General features: G+C 37.7%; 14 protein-coding genes. 6 read left to right on the top strand and 8 right to left on the bottom strand.

What is annotated here, in order from left to right; all coding sequences use genetic code 11:
* Positions 1 to 5 precede the first annotated feature (5 nt).
* The gene (locus tag PXG98_RS00920; protein WP_276388447.1) at positions 6 to 359 is read left to right on the top strand and encodes a heavy-metal-associated domain-containing protein; all 354 of its coding nucleotides are present in this window, start codon (positions 6 to 8) and stop codon (positions 357 to 359) included.
* A gap of 138 nt (positions 360 to 497) precedes the next feature.
* Here PXG98_RS00920 and groL read toward each other — a convergent pair whose 3' ends face one another.
* The 8 genes from groL to PXG98_RS00880 all read right to left on the bottom strand — a co-directional run bounded on the left by groL (position 498) and on the right by PXG98_RS00880 (position 10,445).
* Positions 498 to 2,132, bottom strand: coding sequence for a chaperonin GroEL (gene groL / locus PXG98_RS00915; protein ID WP_276388445.1), 1,635 nt, complete (start codon positions 2,130 to 2,132; stop codon positions 498 to 500).
* A 19-nt stretch (positions 2,133 to 2,151) separates the two neighbouring features.
* A complete protein-coding gene (locus tag PXG98_RS00910) occupies positions 2,152 to 2,430 on the bottom strand; it encodes a co-chaperone GroES (RefSeq protein ID WP_276388444.1) in 279 nt (92 codons plus the stop codon).
* Between the two features lie 140 nt (positions 2,431 to 2,570).
* Positions 2,571 to 2,942, bottom strand: a complete 372-nt coding sequence (gene secG / locus PXG98_RS00905) for a preprotein translocase subunit SecG (protein WP_276388442.1) — start codon at positions 2,940 to 2,942, stop codon at positions 2,571 to 2,573.
* Positions 2,943 to 3,866 (bottom strand): hypothetical protein, encoded by a 924-nt coding sequence (locus PXG98_RS00900; protein WP_276388440.1) that lies wholly within the window; start codon positions 3,864 to 3,866, stop codon positions 2,943 to 2,945. It lies immediately after the preceding gene.
* Between the two features lie 22 nt (positions 3,867 to 3,888).
* Positions 3,889 to 4,398 (bottom strand): LptE family protein, encoded by a 510-nt coding sequence (locus PXG98_RS00895; protein WP_276389247.1) that lies wholly within the window; start codon positions 4,396 to 4,398, stop codon positions 3,889 to 3,891.
* A 26-nt stretch (positions 4,399 to 4,424) separates the two neighbouring features.
* Positions 4,425 to 5,702, bottom strand: a complete 1,278-nt coding sequence (locus PXG98_RS00890) for a sigma-54 interaction domain-containing protein (protein WP_276388438.1) — start codon at positions 5,700 to 5,702, stop codon at positions 4,425 to 4,427.
* A 2-nt stretch (positions 5,703 to 5,704) separates the two neighbouring features.
* Complete coding sequence (gene miaB, locus PXG98_RS00885) at positions 5,705 to 7,150, bottom strand: tRNA (N6-isopentenyl adenosine(37)-C2)-methylthiotransferase MiaB (RefSeq protein ID WP_276388437.1); 1,446 nt, start codon at positions 7,148 to 7,150, stop codon at positions 5,705 to 5,707.
* A 151-nt stretch (positions 7,151 to 7,301) separates the two neighbouring features.
* Positions 7,302 to 10,445 carry a WD40/YVTN/BNR-like repeat-containing protein gene (locus PXG98_RS00880; protein WP_276388436.1) on the bottom strand — a complete coding sequence of 1,048 codons (3,144 nt, stop codon included), beginning with the start codon at positions 10,443 to 10,445 and terminating at the stop codon, positions 7,302 to 7,304.
* A gap of 192 nt (positions 10,446 to 10,637) precedes the next feature.
* On the opposite strand from PXG98_RS00880, the gene topA reads away from it, so the two are divergent.
* The 5 genes from topA to porM all read left to right on the top strand — a co-directional run bounded on the left by topA (position 10,638) and on the right by porM (position 18,099).
* Positions 10,638 to 13,106 (top strand): type I DNA topoisomerase, encoded by a 2,469-nt coding sequence (topA, locus tag PXG98_RS00875; RefSeq protein ID WP_276388434.1) that lies wholly within the window; start codon positions 10,638 to 10,640, stop codon positions 13,104 to 13,106.
* Between the two features lie 15 nt (positions 13,107 to 13,121).
* Complete coding sequence (locus tag PXG98_RS00870; RefSeq protein ID WP_276388432.1) at positions 13,122 to 14,279, top strand: formimidoylglutamase; 1,158 nt, start codon at positions 13,122 to 13,124, stop codon at positions 14,277 to 14,279.
* 116 nt (positions 14,280 to 14,395) lie between these two features.
* Positions 14,396 to 15,751, top strand: coding sequence for a T9SS ring complex lipoprotein PorK/GldK (porK, locus tag PXG98_RS00865; RefSeq protein WP_276388430.1), 1,356 nt, complete (start codon positions 14,396 to 14,398; stop codon positions 15,749 to 15,751).
* 76 nt (positions 15,752 to 15,827) lie between these two features.
* Entirely contained in the window at positions 15,828 to 16,478 is a 651-nt protein-coding gene (gene porL / locus PXG98_RS00860) for a type IX secretion system motor protein PorL/GldL (RefSeq protein ID WP_276388429.1), read from the top strand.
* A 52-nt stretch (positions 16,479 to 16,530) separates the two neighbouring features.
* Positions 16,531 to 18,099 (top strand): type IX secretion system motor protein PorM/GldM, encoded by a 1,569-nt coding sequence (porM, locus tag PXG98_RS00855; protein WP_276388428.1) that lies wholly within the window; start codon positions 16,531 to 16,533, stop codon positions 18,097 to 18,099.
* Positions 18,100 to 18,101 lie beyond the last annotated feature (2 nt).

Raw genomic sequence — 18,101 nt, 5'->3', positions numbered from 1 at the left:
TTAGTATGAAAACAATTATTGCTTTAATAGCAGTTCTGATGCTAACAGGATTACAGGCACAGGATAAAAATAAAAAACAAACATTTGAAGTAGACGGAAAATGTGAGATGTGTAAAATGAGGATAGAAAAGGCTGCCCTGGGAGTTAAAGGGGTGAAATATGCACAATGGGATATTCCTTCGCATCAATTATCACTGATTTATAATGAGGGCAAAACAGATCCTATGCAAATTAAAACCTCTCTTGTAAATGCAGGTCATGATACAAAAGAGTTAAAGGCTACTGAGGAGGCATATAATTCAGTTCATGCCTGTTGTAAGTATAGAGAAGACAATTCAGACGATACCAATCGACATTAGGACTACTGAAGTAGCGTTTTTCCTAAGTTATATTGTTTTGCTAGGATTCTTTTTTAGATAATACAACCTTTAAAAGGTTTGGTAAAAAAAACCACCCTATTTTCATAGGGTGGTTTTAAATATAATTACAAAGAATTATTACATCATTCCAGGCATTCCACCGCCTCCCATTGGAGGTCCTGCTGGAGGAGTGTCTTCTTTAATATCTGTTAATGCACATTCTGTAGTTAGAATCATACCTGCAACTGAAGCTGCATTTTCTAATGCTATTCTTGTTACTTTTTTAGGATCGATAATTCCGGCAGAAAGCATTTTTACATATTGTTCTGATTTGGCATCATAACCAAAATCTGCTTTTCCATCGTATACTTTTGCTACAACAACGGAACCTTCGCCTCCAGCATTTTCAACGATAGTTCTTAGAGGTGCTTCGATAGCTCTCGCAACAATTTGAAGCCCTGTTTCCTCGTCGCCATTTACCGCAGTTACTTTAGAAAGGACAGCTTTTGCACGGATAAAGGCTACCCCTCCACCGGCGACAATTCCTTCTTCTACTGCTGCTCTTGTAGCGTGTAATGCATCGTCGACTCTATCTTTTTTCTCCTTCATTTCAACTTCTGAGGCAGCTCCTACATAAAGGACAGCAACACCACCAGCTAATTTAGCCAGACGTTCCTGAAGTTTTTCCTTGTCATAATCAGAAGTAGTTGTTTCTATTTGAGACTTAATCTGATTTACTCTAGTTTTGATGTCTTTTACAACTCCCGATCCGTTTACTATAGTAGTATTATCCTTATCTATTGCTACTTTTTCACAAGTACCTAACATATCTAGAGTGGTATTCTCTAAAGAAAAGCCTCTTTCTTCAGAGATAACTGTGCCTCCTGTTAAAATAGCAATATCCTCTAGCATAGCTTTTCTTCTATCTCCAAATCCAGGTGCTTTTACAGCGGCTATTTTTAAAGATCCTCTTAGTTTATTTACAACTAAAGTAGCTAGGGCTTCTCCGTCAACATCTTCTGCTATGATTAACAATGGCTTTCCTGATTGAGCTACCGGCTCTAAAACTGGAAGCAAATCTTTCATCGTAGATATCTTTTTGTCGAACAAAAGGATATAAGGGCTTTCTAGATTCGAAATCATCTTATCAGAATCAGTAACAAAATAAGGAGATAAATATCCTCTGTCAAACTGCATACCTTCTACAACGTCTACATAAGTGTCTGTCCCTTTAGCCTCTTCTACGGTGATTACTCCTTCTTTTCCAACTTTTCCAAAAGCCTGTGCGATAAGATCACCAATAGTCTCATCATTATTTGAAGAAATAGTGGCAACTTGTTTAATCTTCTCTGAAGAGTCACCAACTTTTTTTGATTGCTTTGCTAAGTTTTCCACTATAGCTTCTACCGCCTTGTCGATTCCTCTTTTAAGATCCATCGGGTTAGCACCAGCAGCTACGTTTTTTAAACCTTCTTTTACGATTGCCTGCGCAAGTACTGTAGCAGTAGTGGTTCCATCACCAGCCAAGTCATTAGTTTTTGAAGCCACTTCTTTTACCATTTGAGCTCCCATGTCTTCAAGAGCGTCTACTAACTCTATTTCCTTAGCTACGGTAACCCCATCTTTAGTAACTACAGGAGCTCCAAAGGATTTGCTAATAATTACGTTTCTTCCTTTTGGACCCAAGGTTACTTTTACTGCATTCGCCAATGCATCTACTCCTCTGCGTAAGCCATCACGTGCTTCTATATCAAACTTTATATCTTTTGCCATTTTAGATTTAATTTAGTGGTTAAATAATCGCTAATATGTCGCTCTCGCGCATCATTAAATAATCGGAACCTTCTAGTTTTAGTTCTGTACCAGCGTATTTTCCATAAAGAACTGTGTCTCCAATCTTTACAGTAACTTGTTCATCTTTGGTGCCAGGACCCACTGCAACTACTTTTCCTTTTTGAGGTTTTTCCTTAGCTGTATCCGGGATATACAAGCCAGAAGCAGTCTTTGTTTCTGCAGCCATGGGTTCAATTAGAACTCTATCCGCCAATGGTTTAATGTTTACTTTAGCCATATTAATTAGTTTTTAGTTTATAATTTTCTTCATTTATCAGACAGAAATTATGCCAAGTGTCTAAAACTGACAAATTGGTAAAATAAAAATGCCAGCTTGTCATTGTGCTGGCATTTAATATTTTTTGTTATCCTAATAGTCTATTGGATAGTATCTATTGGATTGTTATTTTCTTGAGCAGGGGGTAATTGCTCAGGAACTTCTTCTGGAACTGTTTCTGGAACAACATCCTCAATCCCATCTCCTTGAAGCAGTTTCGATTCTGTTTCTCCAAAGCTGCCCTTTAGTGCTACATTGGAAAGCAGTATTAAGGCAATAAGAAGCGTAGCTAGGGTCCAAGTACTTTTATCTAAAAAGTCTCCTGTTTTTTTAACACCTCCTACTACTTGGTTGCCCCCTCCACCAAAAGAAGATGATAGGCCCCCGCCTTTAGGGTTTTGTACCATGATTACTAAAATCAATAGTAAACATACAACTATAATAAGGACTAAGAATATTGTAAATGTGCTCATTTAATCTTTATTTTCTTGCTGCAGTTTTTTCACTGCTTTTATTCGGCTTGCAAAGAAACTACTTTTTTCCGGATATTTCAAACTTAAAATCTTATAAGCCTGAAGTGCTTTTTTAAATTTTTTCTGCTCCAAATATACCCGCGCTAAAGTCTCTGTCATGAGTTCTTCTTTCTTTAGCTTATTTGAGATTTCTAAATCTACCTTTGTAACTTCTTTGGCCTGTGGAATTATTTTTGGTCTATTTTCGATAAACTTATCGATTAAGTCGAACTTTTTCTTTTTAGAATCAACTTCCTCGGAGATTTTTTTCTCGGACTTCAAAGTCTTCTTCACCGTGTTATCACTTCTATCAATAGTTTTAAATGAGGTAATTTGCAACCACTCCGCAAAAGAGTGTTTTTCCTTTTTAGTAAAGGGTAACGGTTTACCTATTTCTAGATCATTGTCTACCGAAAGATCTTTTTCCTTAGCAGGCCTTTCTTCTTTCTCTTTTTTGGTAAGAAATAAAGTAGGGTCTAGAATGTCGTCCGCATCTTTTATGCTTTGCGGAAGAGGCTGATCAATAGATTCTTGTAATAAATGAATATCTGCCTCAGGATTTGGTATTACGTCTTCGGCAATTATTTCTTTTTCTAAAAGGGTATTTTCTTTGCCCATTATAGAATCGGCGATAGAGTTCTGCAAAAAGACTTCTGAAGTGATAAAATCAAACAATATTTCCCTGTCGGCTGTGTAGGCCGCAGTAGTCTTAAGAGCGTTGTTATATTTAAAACTATTCTGGGTTTTTAAGCCTTTTAGATGAAGTGCTCTCGCAGCTTGAAAAAAAGGATAATTCTCTAAAATATGTTCCAGTTGTTTAGTCTGAATTTCGTTAATTCCTTGTCCAGGATTTTGAAGCAGGTATGTGAAATCTGAAACATTCATAATTTAGGACTTAGATTTAATTCTACCAATCGGCTAATGAGGCATTAAAAATATCTTGCGTAATCCTTTCAAAAATGGCCTGATGCGCTTCATCCCGTACACTCGACAATTGTGAATTTGCATCATAGTCATAAAAGAAAGAAAAGCGAGTCTCAAAGTCTACGTCTTCTTTAGTTTTATTAAAAAAGCGAACATTAACGGCAATGGTTAGCCGGTTTTGTGCAGCTCGTTGTTCTGCTGTTGCAGTCATTGGCGAAACTCTGTATTCTACAATTTCCCCTTCATATAATAAATCGCCATCCGAATTTACTAAATCCAAACTGGTTTGATTAAGTATTAAGTCTTGTAAGGCGAGAGTAAAATCTCTATCCAGTCCTGGATCAAAGGTAGAGCCGGGGCTTTGTGCGGCATAGTTCTGAAAATAATTTACCTGAAAAGTAGTAGCACTACCTACATCCCCCCCGGTGAAATTATAGGCTCCACAACCCAATAGAAGCAAGAGCAAACAAAGGGCAGAAGAGCGGGAAATTATTTTTTTCAAAAGAATAGTATTTTTAATTATAAATCGTATTGTTTTATTTTTCTATATAAGGTGCGCTCCGAAATTCCTAATTCTGAAGCCGCAGCCTTTCTTTTTCCTTTATTTCTCTCCAAGGATTTTCTTATTAACTCAATTTCCTTTTCCTGTAAGGACAAGGTTTCCTCCTCTTGGATTTCTTCTGCAAAATGATATTTGTCTTCTTGAATTATCTCTTTTCTAGGTTCAAGTTGAACTTCTGTAATTGGTAAAACTTGTAACCCACTTCCCTCGTCATGCAGCGTTTCTTTTAAAGATTCCTCTTCTTCGTTTCCATATATCTTTCTGATTAAAGTCTCGTTTTCCTCTTGTACTTTACTGGCATCCCCATCTTGCAGAAGCTTTAAGGTAAGCTTTTTTAGATCGTTTAGATCTCCTTTCATGTCAAAAAGGACCTTATACAGAATTTCTCTTTCGTTACTAAAATCTCCTTCACTGGTCTTTTTTTGAATTATAGCCGGGAGATTACTATTTTCCGAATTGGGCAAATAACTATTTAATACGTTACCGGTAATTTGTCTTTCGCTTTCTAATACAGATATTTGTTCTGCCACGTTTCGTAATTGCCTTATATTACCTGGCCAACGATACTTTATTAAGAGTCGAATGGCATCATCGTCCAGTCTTACGGTTGGCATTTTATACTTCTGTCCAAAATCGGAGGCAAACTTTCTAAATAACAAATGAATATCATTCTGACGGTCTCGTAGAGGAGGAAGATGTATTTCTACGGTACTTAATCTATAATAAAGATCTTCTCTAAACTTACCTTCCTTTATGGCCTTAACCATTTCCATGTTGGTAGCAGCTACAATTCTAACGTCTGTTTTCTGTACCTGCGAGGATCCTACTTTTAAAAACTCCCCATTTTCCAAAACTCTCAAAAGTCTAACCTGAGTTGTTAAAGGCAATTCACCTACTTCATCTAAAAAAATTGTTCCACCATCTGCAACTTCAAAATATCCTCTTCTGGTTTGGGTGGCTCCGGTAAAGGCTCCTTTTTCATGCCCAAACAATTCACTGTCAATGGTTCCTTCTGGTATGGCTCCACAGTTTACAGCGATGTATTTCGCGTGCTTTCTATGCGACAGAGAATGAATTATTTTTGGAATAACTTCTTTACCCACACCACTTTCACCAGTAACCAAAACTGAAATATCAGTAGGGGCAACCTGCATAGCTTTTTCTAAGGCTCGATTTAGCTTCACATCGTTGCCAATAATCTCAAAGCGTTGTTTTGTGGCTTGAATGTCTTCCATAATTAATTGTTTTCAGAATAACCAATTGCCGTTCCTTTCAATGTGGCGGAAGTGCATGATTCTATCTTAACCATAACAAAATCTCCTACCTTGTAATTTTCCTTTGGGAACACAACTACTGTATTCTGTGAATTTCGTCCCATCCATTCCGAAGAGGATTTTTTAGAAACTCCTTCTATTAATACTTCTTCTGTTTTTCCAATATGAAGTTGTGTTCTGTACAAACTGTGTGTCAGTTGTTTTTCAATAATTTCACTCAACCTTCTTTTTTTTGTTTCCTGGGGTACTGCATCTTCTAATTTTCTCGCTGCCAGTGTTCCGGGTCTCTCAGAATATGCGAACATAAAACCAAAGTCGTATTTCACATAGTCCATTAAGGATAAAGTGTCCTCATGATCTTCTTCTGTTTCAGTGGGAAAGCCTGTAATCATATCCTGGCTTATTGCACAGTCCGGAATTATTTTTCGAATATTATCAATAAGACTAAAATACTCTTCTCTTGTATGAAGACGATTCATTGCTTTTAAGATTCTATTACTTCCGCTCTGAACAGGCAAGTGAATATAATTACAGATATTTCTGTATTTAGCCATAGTCTTTACTACTTCCATGGTCATGTCCTGTGGATTGGAAGTAGAAAAACGAATTCTTAGCTTTGGTTGTGCCTCTGCGACCTTTCCCAAAAGCTGAGCAAAGTTTACCGAAGTTGCTTTTTGAATTTCCGAGGCCTCCTTAAAATCTTTTTTAAGTCCCCCGCCATACCACAAATAGCTGTCAACGTTTTGCCCTAACAAGGTAACTTCTTTAAAACCTCTGTTCCATAAATCATTTACCTCCTCTACAATAGAATGTGGATCCCTGCTACGTTCCCGACCTCTGGTAAAAGGCACTACACAAAAGGTACACATATTGTCGCACCCTCTTGTAATAGAAACGAAAGCAGTTACGCCATTAGAATTCAGCCTTACAGGGGCAATATCTCCGTAAGTTTCCTCTTTAGATAAGATTACATTAACCGCATTTCTTCCCTCATCAACATCCCGTACAAGATTTGGTAAGTCCTTATAGGCATCAGGACCAACCACCATATCTACTATCTTTTCTTCTTCGAGTAATTGACTTTTTAGGCGTTCGGCCATACAGCCCAGAACTCCAACTTTCATATGTGGTCTTGTTTTTTTAACTGCGTTGAATTTTTCCAATCGCTTTCTTACGGTAAGTTCCGCTTTTTCTCTGATAGAGCAAGTATTCACCAAAACCAGATCTGCATCGTTAAGGGAATCGGTAGTATTAAAACCCTCTTTAGAAAGTATGGAGGCAACGATTTCACTATCGGAAAAATTCATTTGACACCCATAACTTTCTATGTATAGTTTGCGGGTGTTGCCAAGTTTAATTCCATTCTTTACAGATGTACCTTGAACTTTCTCGTCGATAATTTTTTCCATTTGCCTTCCTCCTATTAACCAAAATATTTAGAGGCGCAAAGATAGAACATTATGACTATTGATGACAAATTGACAGTCAATTATTTAACGCTATCTAAGACGGTAGTCTCTAAACAATGGTATAATCTTTCCAAAAGTTTAAATAATCAACCTAATCAACAGATATCATTTTAATTTGGCTATCCGTTGCCATGGCATTGATTTTGGTTATATAATCGGCAAATAAACTTTTTAGATTGCTCAGTTCCGTATCGAGTTCTTTTTTTACCACTTTGAAAAATTCCTCTGCCTGGTTGGTGGGGATATAATCCCCTCTTTGTGAATCCTGCATTAAAAACGCAAGCCTATTGTTAATTCTGATACCATAATTCAAAGGGTCTTGCCTACTTTGGTTTTTGGTCATATGTATACTATTCTCAATCTTCCCAAGTTTTGTTTCGAATTCAGCAACTATGTCTTGCAATTCTTTTGAAGAAGATGCCTTGTTTTTAATATATTCCAGATCTGTCTTTACAGATCGGATATCAATTATTGCCTGATTTGCCTTAGTGACCTCATCTCTCACTTGTACGAGGAAGTTGAACTGTTTTTCAAAATCCTCTGAAGTGTTTGGAAGTCTCGGGTCTTTAATAATTTCAAATTCTTCCACCCTGGTTTCTCCATTATACCTTAGCCTTACTTTATAGGTTCCGGGGACTGCTTTTGGGCCTCTATTTGGGGAAGAATATAAAACCATCCCTTCAAAACTTTTAAAGCCTGGATATCTCATATCCCAAATAAAACGATTCCCACCAGAATTTACACTTATAGGTTTGGTGGCAGAAGGATCTAGCTTATTTATTTTTGCCTGTGAATCAAATTTTTGAATTAAGCCTCCTGAAGCATCCAATATCTCCAGACTAATGGAATCTGTTTCTTTTTTATCCTTAATATAGAAATGGATGATGGCTCCATTAGGATGATTTTTTCCTTCCAGACGCATATCTGGTTTACTCCAGCCGCCAGACTGCTGTGTTCTATAAGCCGCATCCGGTTTGTATAGAAAGAAATCACTTTTGGCCATTTCATCGGAAAGTTGATGCAAGGGGGTTAGATCATCAATCATCCAGAAGCTTCTTCCATGGGTAGCTGCAATTAAGTCATTATCTCTAACTGCCAAATCTCTTATCGAAGTAACGGGAAGATTTAATTGAAAAGGGGTCCAATTTAAACCGTCATCAAAAGAGATGTACATACCCCATTCTGTGCCGGCATATAACAGACCTTCCCTTACTTTATCCGATCTTATTGCCCTAGTGTAATAGTTTTCTTTAATGCCATTTGTAATTAAGGTCCAACTGTTCCCGTAGTCTGTAGATTTATAAAGATAAGGAGTGTAGTCTCCAAATTTATAGGAAGTAGCTGCCACATAGACCACTCCTTTTTTAAAAGGACTTGGTTCTATACAATTTATCATGTTTAATTTAGGGGACATTCCAGGTGGGGGTGTAATATCTGTCCAGGTACCACCGTCGTCTCTAGTGATATGAATTAGTCCGTCATCACTCCCCACATAAATTACCCCTTTTTCTAAGGGAGACTCCGCTATGGCAAATAAATTGGAGTAAAATTCTGCTCCTGTGTTATCTTGTGTAATGGGTCCACCAGAAGATTTAATAGTTTCTGGAAGTGCCCTAGTGAGATCCGGAGAAATAACCTTCCATGACTGCCCTTCATTGGTTGAAATATGCAAAAAATTGGAGCCGGCATACAATCTGTTTTTATCATGAATACTAAAAGAGACCGGATAATTCCAGTTAAAACGATATTTCATTATTTCAGCACCTGAACCGGCAGGATTATCTGGCCAAACATTGGTAGACCTAGTTTGATCAAGAGAATGATCTAATCGCATCATATAGCCTTTGTATGTGCCTCCATAGACAATATCATTATTTTTAGGATCGGGGGCTAAATGAGCACTCTCACCTCCAGCGGTATTTTCCCAGTCTTTTTCTCCTATACTGTTGCTTGCACTTCTATGTGCTATTCGGACGGTAGAATTGTCCTGTTGTGCTCCATAAATACGATAAGGAAATGCATTATCTGTGGTTACGCGGTAAAATTGTGCCGTTGGCTGATTGTGATAAGTAGTCCAATTAGTTCCACCATCATTGGAAACCTGCGCACCACCATCATCCGCGATTACCATACGTTGATTGTTGTTAGGATCTATCCATAAATCGTGATGATCTCCATGTGGCGCATTTTTAAGGGTAAAAGTTCGCCCACCATCCGTGGATACACCATAACTTACATTCATCACATAAACCTTGTTTTTGTCTTGCGTATCTGCGTAAATTCTGCTGTAGTACCACGCTCTTTGTCTTAAGGCTCTATTTTCATTTACCTTTTCCCAGGTTTTTCCTGCATCATCAGATCTAAAAAGACCCCCATCTTCGGCTTCTATTATGGCAAAAACTCGGTTAGAGTCTACTGGAGACACACTAATGCCTACAATACCCCAAGGGCCTGCAGGAAGACCATCATATCCCGAAATATCGGTCCATGAGTTTCCACTGTCCGTACTTTTATATAATTTACTATCCTCCCCACCACTGTCCATTCTATAACCATTTCTTTTCATCTCCCAGGTCGAGGCATATAAGATTCTAGGATTCTTGGGGTCTATGACGAAGTCTCCGGCTCCAGCTTTTGTGCTTTCGAAAAGAATGTTTTCCCAGCTCGTACCCCCATCAATACTTTTAAATACTCCTCTTGTTTTATTTGGAATCCATAGGTTTCCAATGGCAGCAACGTATACTATATCAGGGTTTGATGGGTGAATTCGAATACGGGAAATGTGTTCCGAACCTTCAAGACCCAAAAATCTCCAACTTTCTCCCGCATCCTCACTTTTCCAAATACCATTTCCTGAAGAAACATTTCCTCTAAGAGTTTGTTCACCTTCACCAACATAGATCACATTAGGATCAGATTCTGATACGGCAATTGCTCCTATAGAACCACCAAAAAATCCATCAGAAATGCATTGCCAGGTACTCCCGGCATCTTCCGTTTTCCAAACTCCTCCTCCGGCCGTGCCCATATAATATAAGAGGTCATTACTATTTACTCCTGTCACTGTGCCAGCTCTTCCTCCTCTAAAGGGTCCTACAAGACGCCATTCAATGGAGTTGTAAAGGGATTCGTTAAAAGGGTTTGTGTTTTTGTCTTTCTTTTTTCGTTGAGAATTAGTTGTATTTGGGGCCAAAAATATAAGAGCGCCAACTAGAAATAGAATTTTTTTAAACATAGAAATTTAATTAGTGTATTGGATAAAAATAAGACATTTATTCCGTCTTTTAAGGACGTTGATATAATTGATTAATGGCTTAGTTAATTAGCTGAATTCCCTAAAACACGAACTTTTTTTAAGGTTGTATTTGGTGAAGAAGGAATAGAAATAAAAAATTTGACATACTTTTGTTTTTTCAAAAATTAATGAATGGCTAAGAACTTAGTAATCGTAGAGTCCCCTGCAAAGGCAAAAACAATTGAAAAATTTCTTGGGAAAGATTTCAAGGTAGAATCGAGTTTTGGCCATATTGCCGACCTCCCCTCTAAGGAACTTGGAGTGGATGTGGAGAAAAATTTTACACCTAAATATATAGTAGATCAGGATAAAAAAGCTCTGGTAAAAAAACTCAAAGACTTAGCAAAAAAGGCTGAAGTTATATGGCTCGCAAGTGATGAAGATAGAGAAGGAGAGGCTATTTCCTGGCATTTGGCAGAAACTCTGAAACTAGACAGAGATAAGACCAAAAGGATTGTTTTTAATTCCATTACGAAGTCGGCTATTCAGAAGGCTATTGAAAATCCCAGAGAGATTAATTACGACCTTGTTAATGCCCAGCAAGCAAGAAGAGTGTTAGATAGATTAGTTGGTTATGAGCTTTCCCCAGTGCTGTGGAAAAAAATTAAGCCAGGTTTGTCTGCGGGAAGGGTGCAATCGGTTGCTGTAAGATTAATTGTGGAGCGTGAAAGAGATATCGATGTTTTTACTCCTCAGGCGGCGTACAAGGTTGTGGCCGAATTTAAAACAGCAGCTGGAAGTCTGTTTTCGGCTCGACTCCCAAAAACATTTGAAACAAAATCCAGTGCAGAGGCCTTTCTCTCATCCAATCTTAAGGCTAGTTATGAGGTTGCTAGTCTAGATAAAAAACAGGCTAAAAAATCTCCTGCAGCACCATTCACGACATCCACCTTACAACAGGAAGCTTCCAGAAAACTGGGCTTCTCTGTTTCACGTACTATGCAAGTAGCCCAACGCCTGTATGAGGCCGGACTTATTACTTATATGAGGACAGATAGTGTTAATCTTTCAGGAGAAGCTATCAATGCTGCCAAGGACACTATACTAGGAATGTATGGCGAAAAGTATAGCCAGGTAAGGAATTACAAAGGAAAGTCTAAGGGAGCGCAAGAAGCGCATGAAGCAATTAGACCAACAGATATGAATAAGCAGTCTCCTTCTTTAGAAAGAGACCAGTCTAAGCTCTATGAATTAATTTGGAAAAGAACCTTGGCTTCCCAGATGAGCGATGCACAACTAGAGAGAACCAATGTAAAGATTAAATCGGACACTTATTCCGAGCAATTTACTGCCAATGGGGAGATTATTAAATTTGATGGTTTCTTAAAAGTTTATTTAGAAGGGAAAGACGAAGAGGATTCTGTTGAGGAACAAGAAGGAATTCTACCGGCGATGAACGAAGGAGACGACCTGTTTTATAACTATATTACCGCAACGGAAAGATTTACTAGGCCTCCTTATAGATATACAGAAGCTACCTTGGTTAAAAAACTAGAGGAGCTTGGTATAGGAAGACCTTCTACCTATGCCCCAACAATTTCAACCATTCAGAATAGAGGATATGTCGAAAAAGGTAGTGTTGAGGGGGTGGAAAGAAACTATACACAGTTTACCTTAGAAGCGGGTAATCTACAAGAGAAACTTCTTACTGAAATGGTAAATTCCGACAAAGGTAAATTGGTTCCCACAGACATTGGTATGATTGTTAATGATTTTCTGGTAGATCATTTTTCGCATATTCTTGACTATAATTTTACGGCCAAAGTAGAGAAAGACTTTGATGAAATTGCCGCTGGGGATGAAGATTGGCAGAAGGTTATGAAACAATTTTACGACGATTTTCACCCTAACGTCCTAGATGTACAGGAAAATGCAGACAGGGCTAGCGGAGAACGTGTCTTAGGAAAAGACCCTTCCTCTGGAAGACAAGTGGCGGTACGTTTAGGGCGTTTTGGCCCAATGGTTCAAATAGGAACGGTAGAAGAAGAAGAAAAGCCTTTGTTCGCCAGCTTATTACCAGAACAATCTTTAAATACCATTACCTACGAAGAAGCAATGGAGTTATTTCAGCTGCCGAGAAAACTTGGAAGTTTTGAGGGAGAAGAAGTAGAAGCAAATGTAGGCCGATATGGACCCTATGTTAGATTTGGGAAAAAATTTGTTTCTTTAGATAAAGGAGAAAGCGCCTTTGATGTTGATTTAGACAGAGCTATTGAACTCATTAAAGAAAAGCAAAAGGCAGATGCTCCGATTGCTCACTATGAAGATAAAGAAGTGACCAAAGGGAAGGGTAGATTTGGACCGTTTATAAAATGGGACGGAATGTTTATAAATGTCAATAAGAAATACGACTTCGATAATTTGACTATCGCCGACATTGAAGAACTTATAGAAGCGAAAAAGAAAAAAGAAGCAGAGAAGGTTGTAAAAGAGTGGTCAGAAGAGGGAGTTAGAATAGAGAAGGCCCGCTGGGGAAGACATAATATCATAAAAGGGAAGTCTAAAGTAGAGTTAGCCAAAACAGTTGATGTTAGTAAGGTATCGTTAGAAGAGGCAATCTCTTTATTAGATAAGAAGAAACCAAAAAAGAAAAAAAAGTAAGACTGTTTATAACGGATGGCATTTGATTTTTTAATTCCGGTTAATGACAGGGCACTTGCCCATTGCGAATTGTTGCCTCCTCAGTCTTTAGGGCAGCATATATTTAAACATACCAAAAAAGAAGGTTTGCCCGTTTTCGCAAATGCCTCCTTTGCTATCTTGGGTGTTTTGGAATCTAGAAATGCTTTTGAAAAGAAAACCTTCGTTTTAGATACGACAGAGATTAGAATTAGACTCTACCGACTTTTATTAGGGAACTGGAATTCTACCTTAATAGATTTAGGAGATATAGAAGAAGGGGAGACCGTAGAAGACACCTACTTCGTAGTAAAGGAAATTATAGCGGAATTATTAGAAGAAAACATTATTCCAATTGTAATTGGTGCCACTCAGGATATTACCTATCCCATGTATCGTGCTTTTGATAAAATAAAAGACATGATTAATTTGGTTTCTGTGGATAGCAGATTCGATTTTGGAGCCGATGAAGAATTAATTTCCTCTAACTCCTATATGAGTAAAATAATAACAGACAAACCCAATAATCTATTTAACTTCTCTAACATAGGCTACCAGAGTTATTTTAACGCTCAGGAAGAGATAGATTTAATGGAAAGGTTGTTTTTTGATGCCTATAGGTTGGGCGAAATGGTCTCCGACATCACTTTAACAGAGCCAATTCTCCGCAATGCCCATATTATTAGTATGGATGCCAGAGCAATAAAAGCCAGTGAAATAAGAGCCTCTGGCAATTTTTCTCCCAATGGTTTTGACGGAAGAGAAATTTGTGCCATTGCTAGATATGCTGGCTTAAGTGATAATGTCTCGGTTTTTGGAATATTTGAATGCGAGAATACAGAGCATTCTTTTCAACTTATTGCTCAAATTATCTGGTACTTTATGGAGGGCTATAACTTTCGGATTAAAGAGTCGCCAAGTGATAATAACAAGGACTTTACAAAGTTTAATGTTCCTACAGAAACCGAAGACTTAGTTTTTTATAAAAGTTTACTTTCCGAAAGATGGTGGGTAGAGGTGCCATCAATTTTAACTTCACATAATAAAATAAATACACCTGCGTTATTACCATGCACCGAACATGACTATTTAGATGCTTGTAATCAAAATATTCCTGAAAGGTGGTTCAAGGCCTACAAGAAAGGTTTTAGTTAACGTAAAATTATTTTAAACGATAGACTGGTTTATACAATAATTTATTCAAAATTCAGTTTTAGTGAATAATAATTGTGAATACTGATTATAGTCTTAATCCAAATTTAACCTAAAGTATGAAGAAGCTATTGTTGTTATCTATAGCATTTGTTTTTTTGCTCTCAAGTTGTGGCTCGAAAACAAAAGGAGAACTAGTCGGAGTCCAGGGCAAGAAATGGTATCCCGAAAAACCCTATGGAATGGAATTGATCCCAAGGGGATCTTATATCATGGGGAAAAGTGAGGAAGACGTCGCGAAGGTTCTTAACGCCCCTACCAAAACAGTTACTGTTAGATCCTTTTACATGGATGATACGGAAATCACAAATAGTGAATATCGTCAGTTTGTAGAATGGGTTAAAGATTCTATCGTCAGAACAAAATTAGCAGTTCTTGCGGATGAATTAGGAATGGGTCCGGAAGATGGAGGAATTGGAGAATTTGCCTTTAAAGATGCAGATACTACCAATATGTCTGTTTATGACAAATATATGTTAGACAATTATGTTGGTATGGGAGAGGACTATAATGAAGGTCGCGCTTTAAATGTTGATGAAACATTGGTGTGGGATACTTCGGAATATCCTGATGAATACTATACAGAAGTAATGGATTCAATATATATTCCTGAAGAGGAATCCTACAATGGACAGCGTACAATTGATGTAACCCAGTTAAAGTATAAATATAGCTGGATGGATATTGAAGCTGCAGCCAGATCTAGAGATTCTAGAAGAAAAGACTTTATTAAACAAGAAGAATTAGAAATCTATCCTGACACTACGGTATGGATTAGAGACTTTCAATATTCATATAATGAACCTATGCATAACGATTACTTTTGGCATGATGCTTATAGTGACTATCCGGTTGTTGGGGTTTCTTGGCAACAAGCACAGGCTTTCTGTAATTGGAGAACAAAGTTTAAAAATGACGATCAGAAAAGTCGAGGCAGGCAGTTTGTAAATCAGTTTAGACTCCCTACAGAGGCAGAATGGGAGTATGCAGCGAGAGGTGGAATTGAAGGTGGTACGTATCCCTGGGGTGGCCCTTACGTAATTAGTGATACGGGTTGTTTTATGGCAAACTTTAAACCTCAAAGAGGAGATTATGCAGCTGATGCAGCACTATATACTGTGGAAGCTAAATCTTATGAACCAAACGATTTTAACTTGTATAATATGGCTGGAAACGTTTCCGAATGGACTAATTCTAGCTACGATCCAAGTTCTTACGAATACGTTTCTACTATGAACCCTAATGGCGGGGAGTATGACAATAAAAGAAAAGTTATTAGAGGCGGTTCCTGGAAAGATGTTGCTTACTTCCTACAGGTAAGTACAAGAGATTATGAGTATCGCGATTCCGCAAGAAGTTATATCGGATTTAGAACGGTACAAGATTATATGGGTGAAGAAGACTCAACACAATAAAATTACGTATATAATAAATCAAACAAAGAAACCAAATACTTATTTTTAACATTAAACTTAAATTAAATTTAGAATTATGGCACAGTCAAAATCAACAAAGAAACTATTTAACATGGCCTACGGTCTTGGTGCATCGGTGGTTATCATTGGTGCTCTTTTTAAGATTCTTCACTGGGAGTTTGGCCCCTTAACAGGTGGCCTGCTACTTGCAGTTGGTCTTATTACCGAAGCTCTAATTTTTGCTATTAGTGCATTTGAACCAGTAGATGATGAATACGATTGGTCTTTAGTATACCCTGAATTAGCAGGAGGTATGACCAATAATAGATCTAATGATGCCGAAGAGGCGAAAGAAGCAGAAGGTCTATTGTCTAGAAAATTAGACGAGCTTTTAAAAGAAGCTAATATAGATGCTAATCTGATGGAAAGCTTAGGAGATAGCATTAGAAACTTTGAAGGTGCAGCCAAAGGTATTGCTCCTACCGTAGATGCTATGGAGTCTACTAAGAAGTATTCTGATGAAATGGTAGAAGCTGCCTCTCAAATGGAATCTTTAAACAGTCTTTATAAAGTACAGTTAGAAAGCGCTAGCAAACAAGCTAGTGTTAACGAAGAAGTTGTTCAAAACGCAAGCGCTCTAAAAGATCAAATGGAATCTTTAGCCTCTAACCTTTCTTCTTTAAATGGAGTATATGGAGGTATGTTAACTGCAATGAATAGAAACTAATTAGTTCTTTAATAAACCCAAATCAAAAATTAATTAAAACTAATTAGAAAACATGGCAGGAGGTAAATTAACACCACGTCAGAAGATGATCAACTTAATGTATTTGATCTTCATCGCAATGCTGGCGCTAAACATGAGTAAAGAAGTTCTTGCAGCTTTCGGTCTAATGAACGAAAAGTTAGAAGCTTCTAATATTAAAACCGAAGAAAACAACCTCGCATTCTTGGGAGGATTGGAGACTAAGGCATCAGAGAATGCGGAAAAATTTGGTCCGCTTTTAGAAGATGCAAAGAAAATTAAGTCGATTTCTCAGTCGTATTATGACTATTTAGAAGAGCTTAAAGGTAAAATGTTATCCGAAATTGAAGATCCTAAAGATTATCAAGTAATGGATAAGTCTGATTACCTGGATCAGAAATTCTTTCAGGGAGACAATTTGGCTCCGGAAGGAAAAGAGTTCTTAAAAAGAATCACCGATTATCGTACACAAATAACGGCAGTATTACCTGATGGAATGGATGATGTAGAAGCTGCTGTTCAGACAAGATTCGAAACTGGTGATGAGCAAGGGAAAGTGCTTAAAAGAGATGGTACCAAACAAGATTGGATTAACTATCACTTTGAAGGATTTCCGGTAGTTGCTTCTCTTACGAAGATTACGGCTATACAGGCAGATGTTAAAGCTACTGAACAAGATGCCTTACAGGCAATGCTTGGAGAGCAATTAACTAGCGAAGTATCTATGACTAATTATACTACTCTATTAGAGCAAGAAAAATCGGCTTTTTATGCTGGTGAAAAGTTTTCGGGTGCAGTTGTATTAGGTCGTAAAGATGCTACTACCAGACCTAACGAAGTTAATCTTACCCTAGATGGTAGAAAACTTAGTGAAGGAAAAGATTATGAGATTAAGGACGGACAGGTAAAACTTTTAGTTAATGCCGGTGCTCCTGGAGATCATAAGATTGCAGGTAGTCTTGTATTTATTCAGGATGGAGAACGTACGGAAGTTCCAGTATCTTCTACCTTTGCTACGATTACAAAGCCTAATGCTGCTTTGATCGCTGCAGATAAGATGAATGTAGTTTATAGAGGTGTTTCTAACCCTATGTCTATTTCTATCCCTGGAATTCCTAATAACAAGGTAACCGCTAAAGCTCCTGGTCTAAAAAAGAGAGATGGTAGTAAATATGTGATGAATCCTGGAACAGGAAGAAATGTGGTTATTACGGCATCAGGTGTTTTACCTGACGGACAAACAGTTTCCTCTAAATCGGAATTTAGAATTAAGGATATTCCTAGACCTTCTGGATCTATCCGGGGAGAGTCTGGAAGTGCTAAAATGCCTAGAAGAAATTTAGAAATTGCCACAGTTGGCGCTCTATTGGAAGATTTTGATTTTGATTTAAACCTAGCTATTAGCGGATTTAAGTTTAAAGTGCCAGGACAACCAACAGTAAGCGTAAAAGGTAATAAATTAGACTCTAGAGCTAAATCGGCCTTAAAAAGAGCTAAAAGAGGTGATGCGGTGCAGATATTTGATATCCAGGCTTTCATCACTAATAACAAAAGCTATAAATTGAAGAAGGTCTCTCCGGTTATGGTAGAGATTACAAACTAAGA

The organism is Eudoraea chungangensis (genome assembly GCF_029360665.1).
Taxonomy (GTDB): Bacteria; Bacteroidota; Bacteroidia; order Flavobacteriales; family Flavobacteriaceae; genus Eudoraea; species Eudoraea chungangensis.
Note: the sequence above shows the minus strand (reverse complement) of the source record. Positions and strands in the feature narration are given on the sequence as shown.

What these genes read in the sequence shown, in the direction of transcription:
- PXG98_RS00880 (WP_276388436.1), bottom strand. Translation starts at nt 10,445, where the DNA reads ATGTTTAAAAAAATTCTATTTCTAGTTGGCGCTCTTATATTTTTGGCC.
- porL (WP_276388429.1), top strand. Translation starts at nt 15,828, where the DNA reads ATGGCACAGTCAAAATCAACAAAGAAACTATTTAACATGGCCTACGGT.
- topA (WP_276388434.1), top strand. Translation starts at nt 10,638, where the DNA reads ATGGCTAAGAACTTAGTAATCGTAGAGTCCCCTGCAAAGGCAAAAACA.
- PXG98_RS00870 (WP_276388432.1), top strand. Translation starts at nt 13,122, where the DNA reads ATGGCATTTGATTTTTTAATTCCGGTTAATGACAGGGCACTTGCCCAT.
- PXG98_RS00920 (WP_276388447.1), top strand. Translation starts at nt 6, where the DNA reads ATGAAAACAATTATTGCTTTAATAGCAGTTCTGATGCTAACAGGATTA.
- groL (WP_276388445.1), bottom strand. Translation starts at nt 2,132, where the DNA reads ATGGCAAAAGATATAAAGTTTGATATAGAAGCACGTGATGGCTTACGC.
- PXG98_RS00890 (WP_276388438.1), bottom strand. Translation starts at nt 5,702, where the DNA reads ATGGAAGACATTCAAGCCACAAAACAACGCTTTGAGATTATTGGCAAC.
- miaB (WP_276388437.1), bottom strand. Translation starts at nt 7,150, where the DNA reads ATGGAAAAAATTATCGACGAGAAAGTTCAAGGTACATCTGTAAAGAAT.
- porK (WP_276388430.1), top strand. Translation starts at nt 14,396, where the DNA reads ATGAAGAAGCTATTGTTGTTATCTATAGCATTTGTTTTTTTGCTCTCA.
- PXG98_RS00900 (WP_276388440.1), bottom strand. Translation starts at nt 3,866, where the DNA reads ATGAATGTTTCAGATTTCACATACCTGCTTCAAAATCCTGGACAAGGA.
- secG (WP_276388442.1), bottom strand. Translation starts at nt 2,942, where the DNA reads ATGAGCACATTTACAATATTCTTAGTCCTTATTATAGTTGTATGTTTA.
- porM (WP_276388428.1), top strand. Translation starts at nt 16,531, where the DNA reads ATGGCAGGAGGTAAATTAACACCACGTCAGAAGATGATCAACTTAATG.
- PXG98_RS00910 (WP_276388444.1), bottom strand. Translation starts at nt 2,430, where the DNA reads ATGGCTAAAGTAAACATTAAACCATTGGCGGATAGAGTTCTAATTGAA.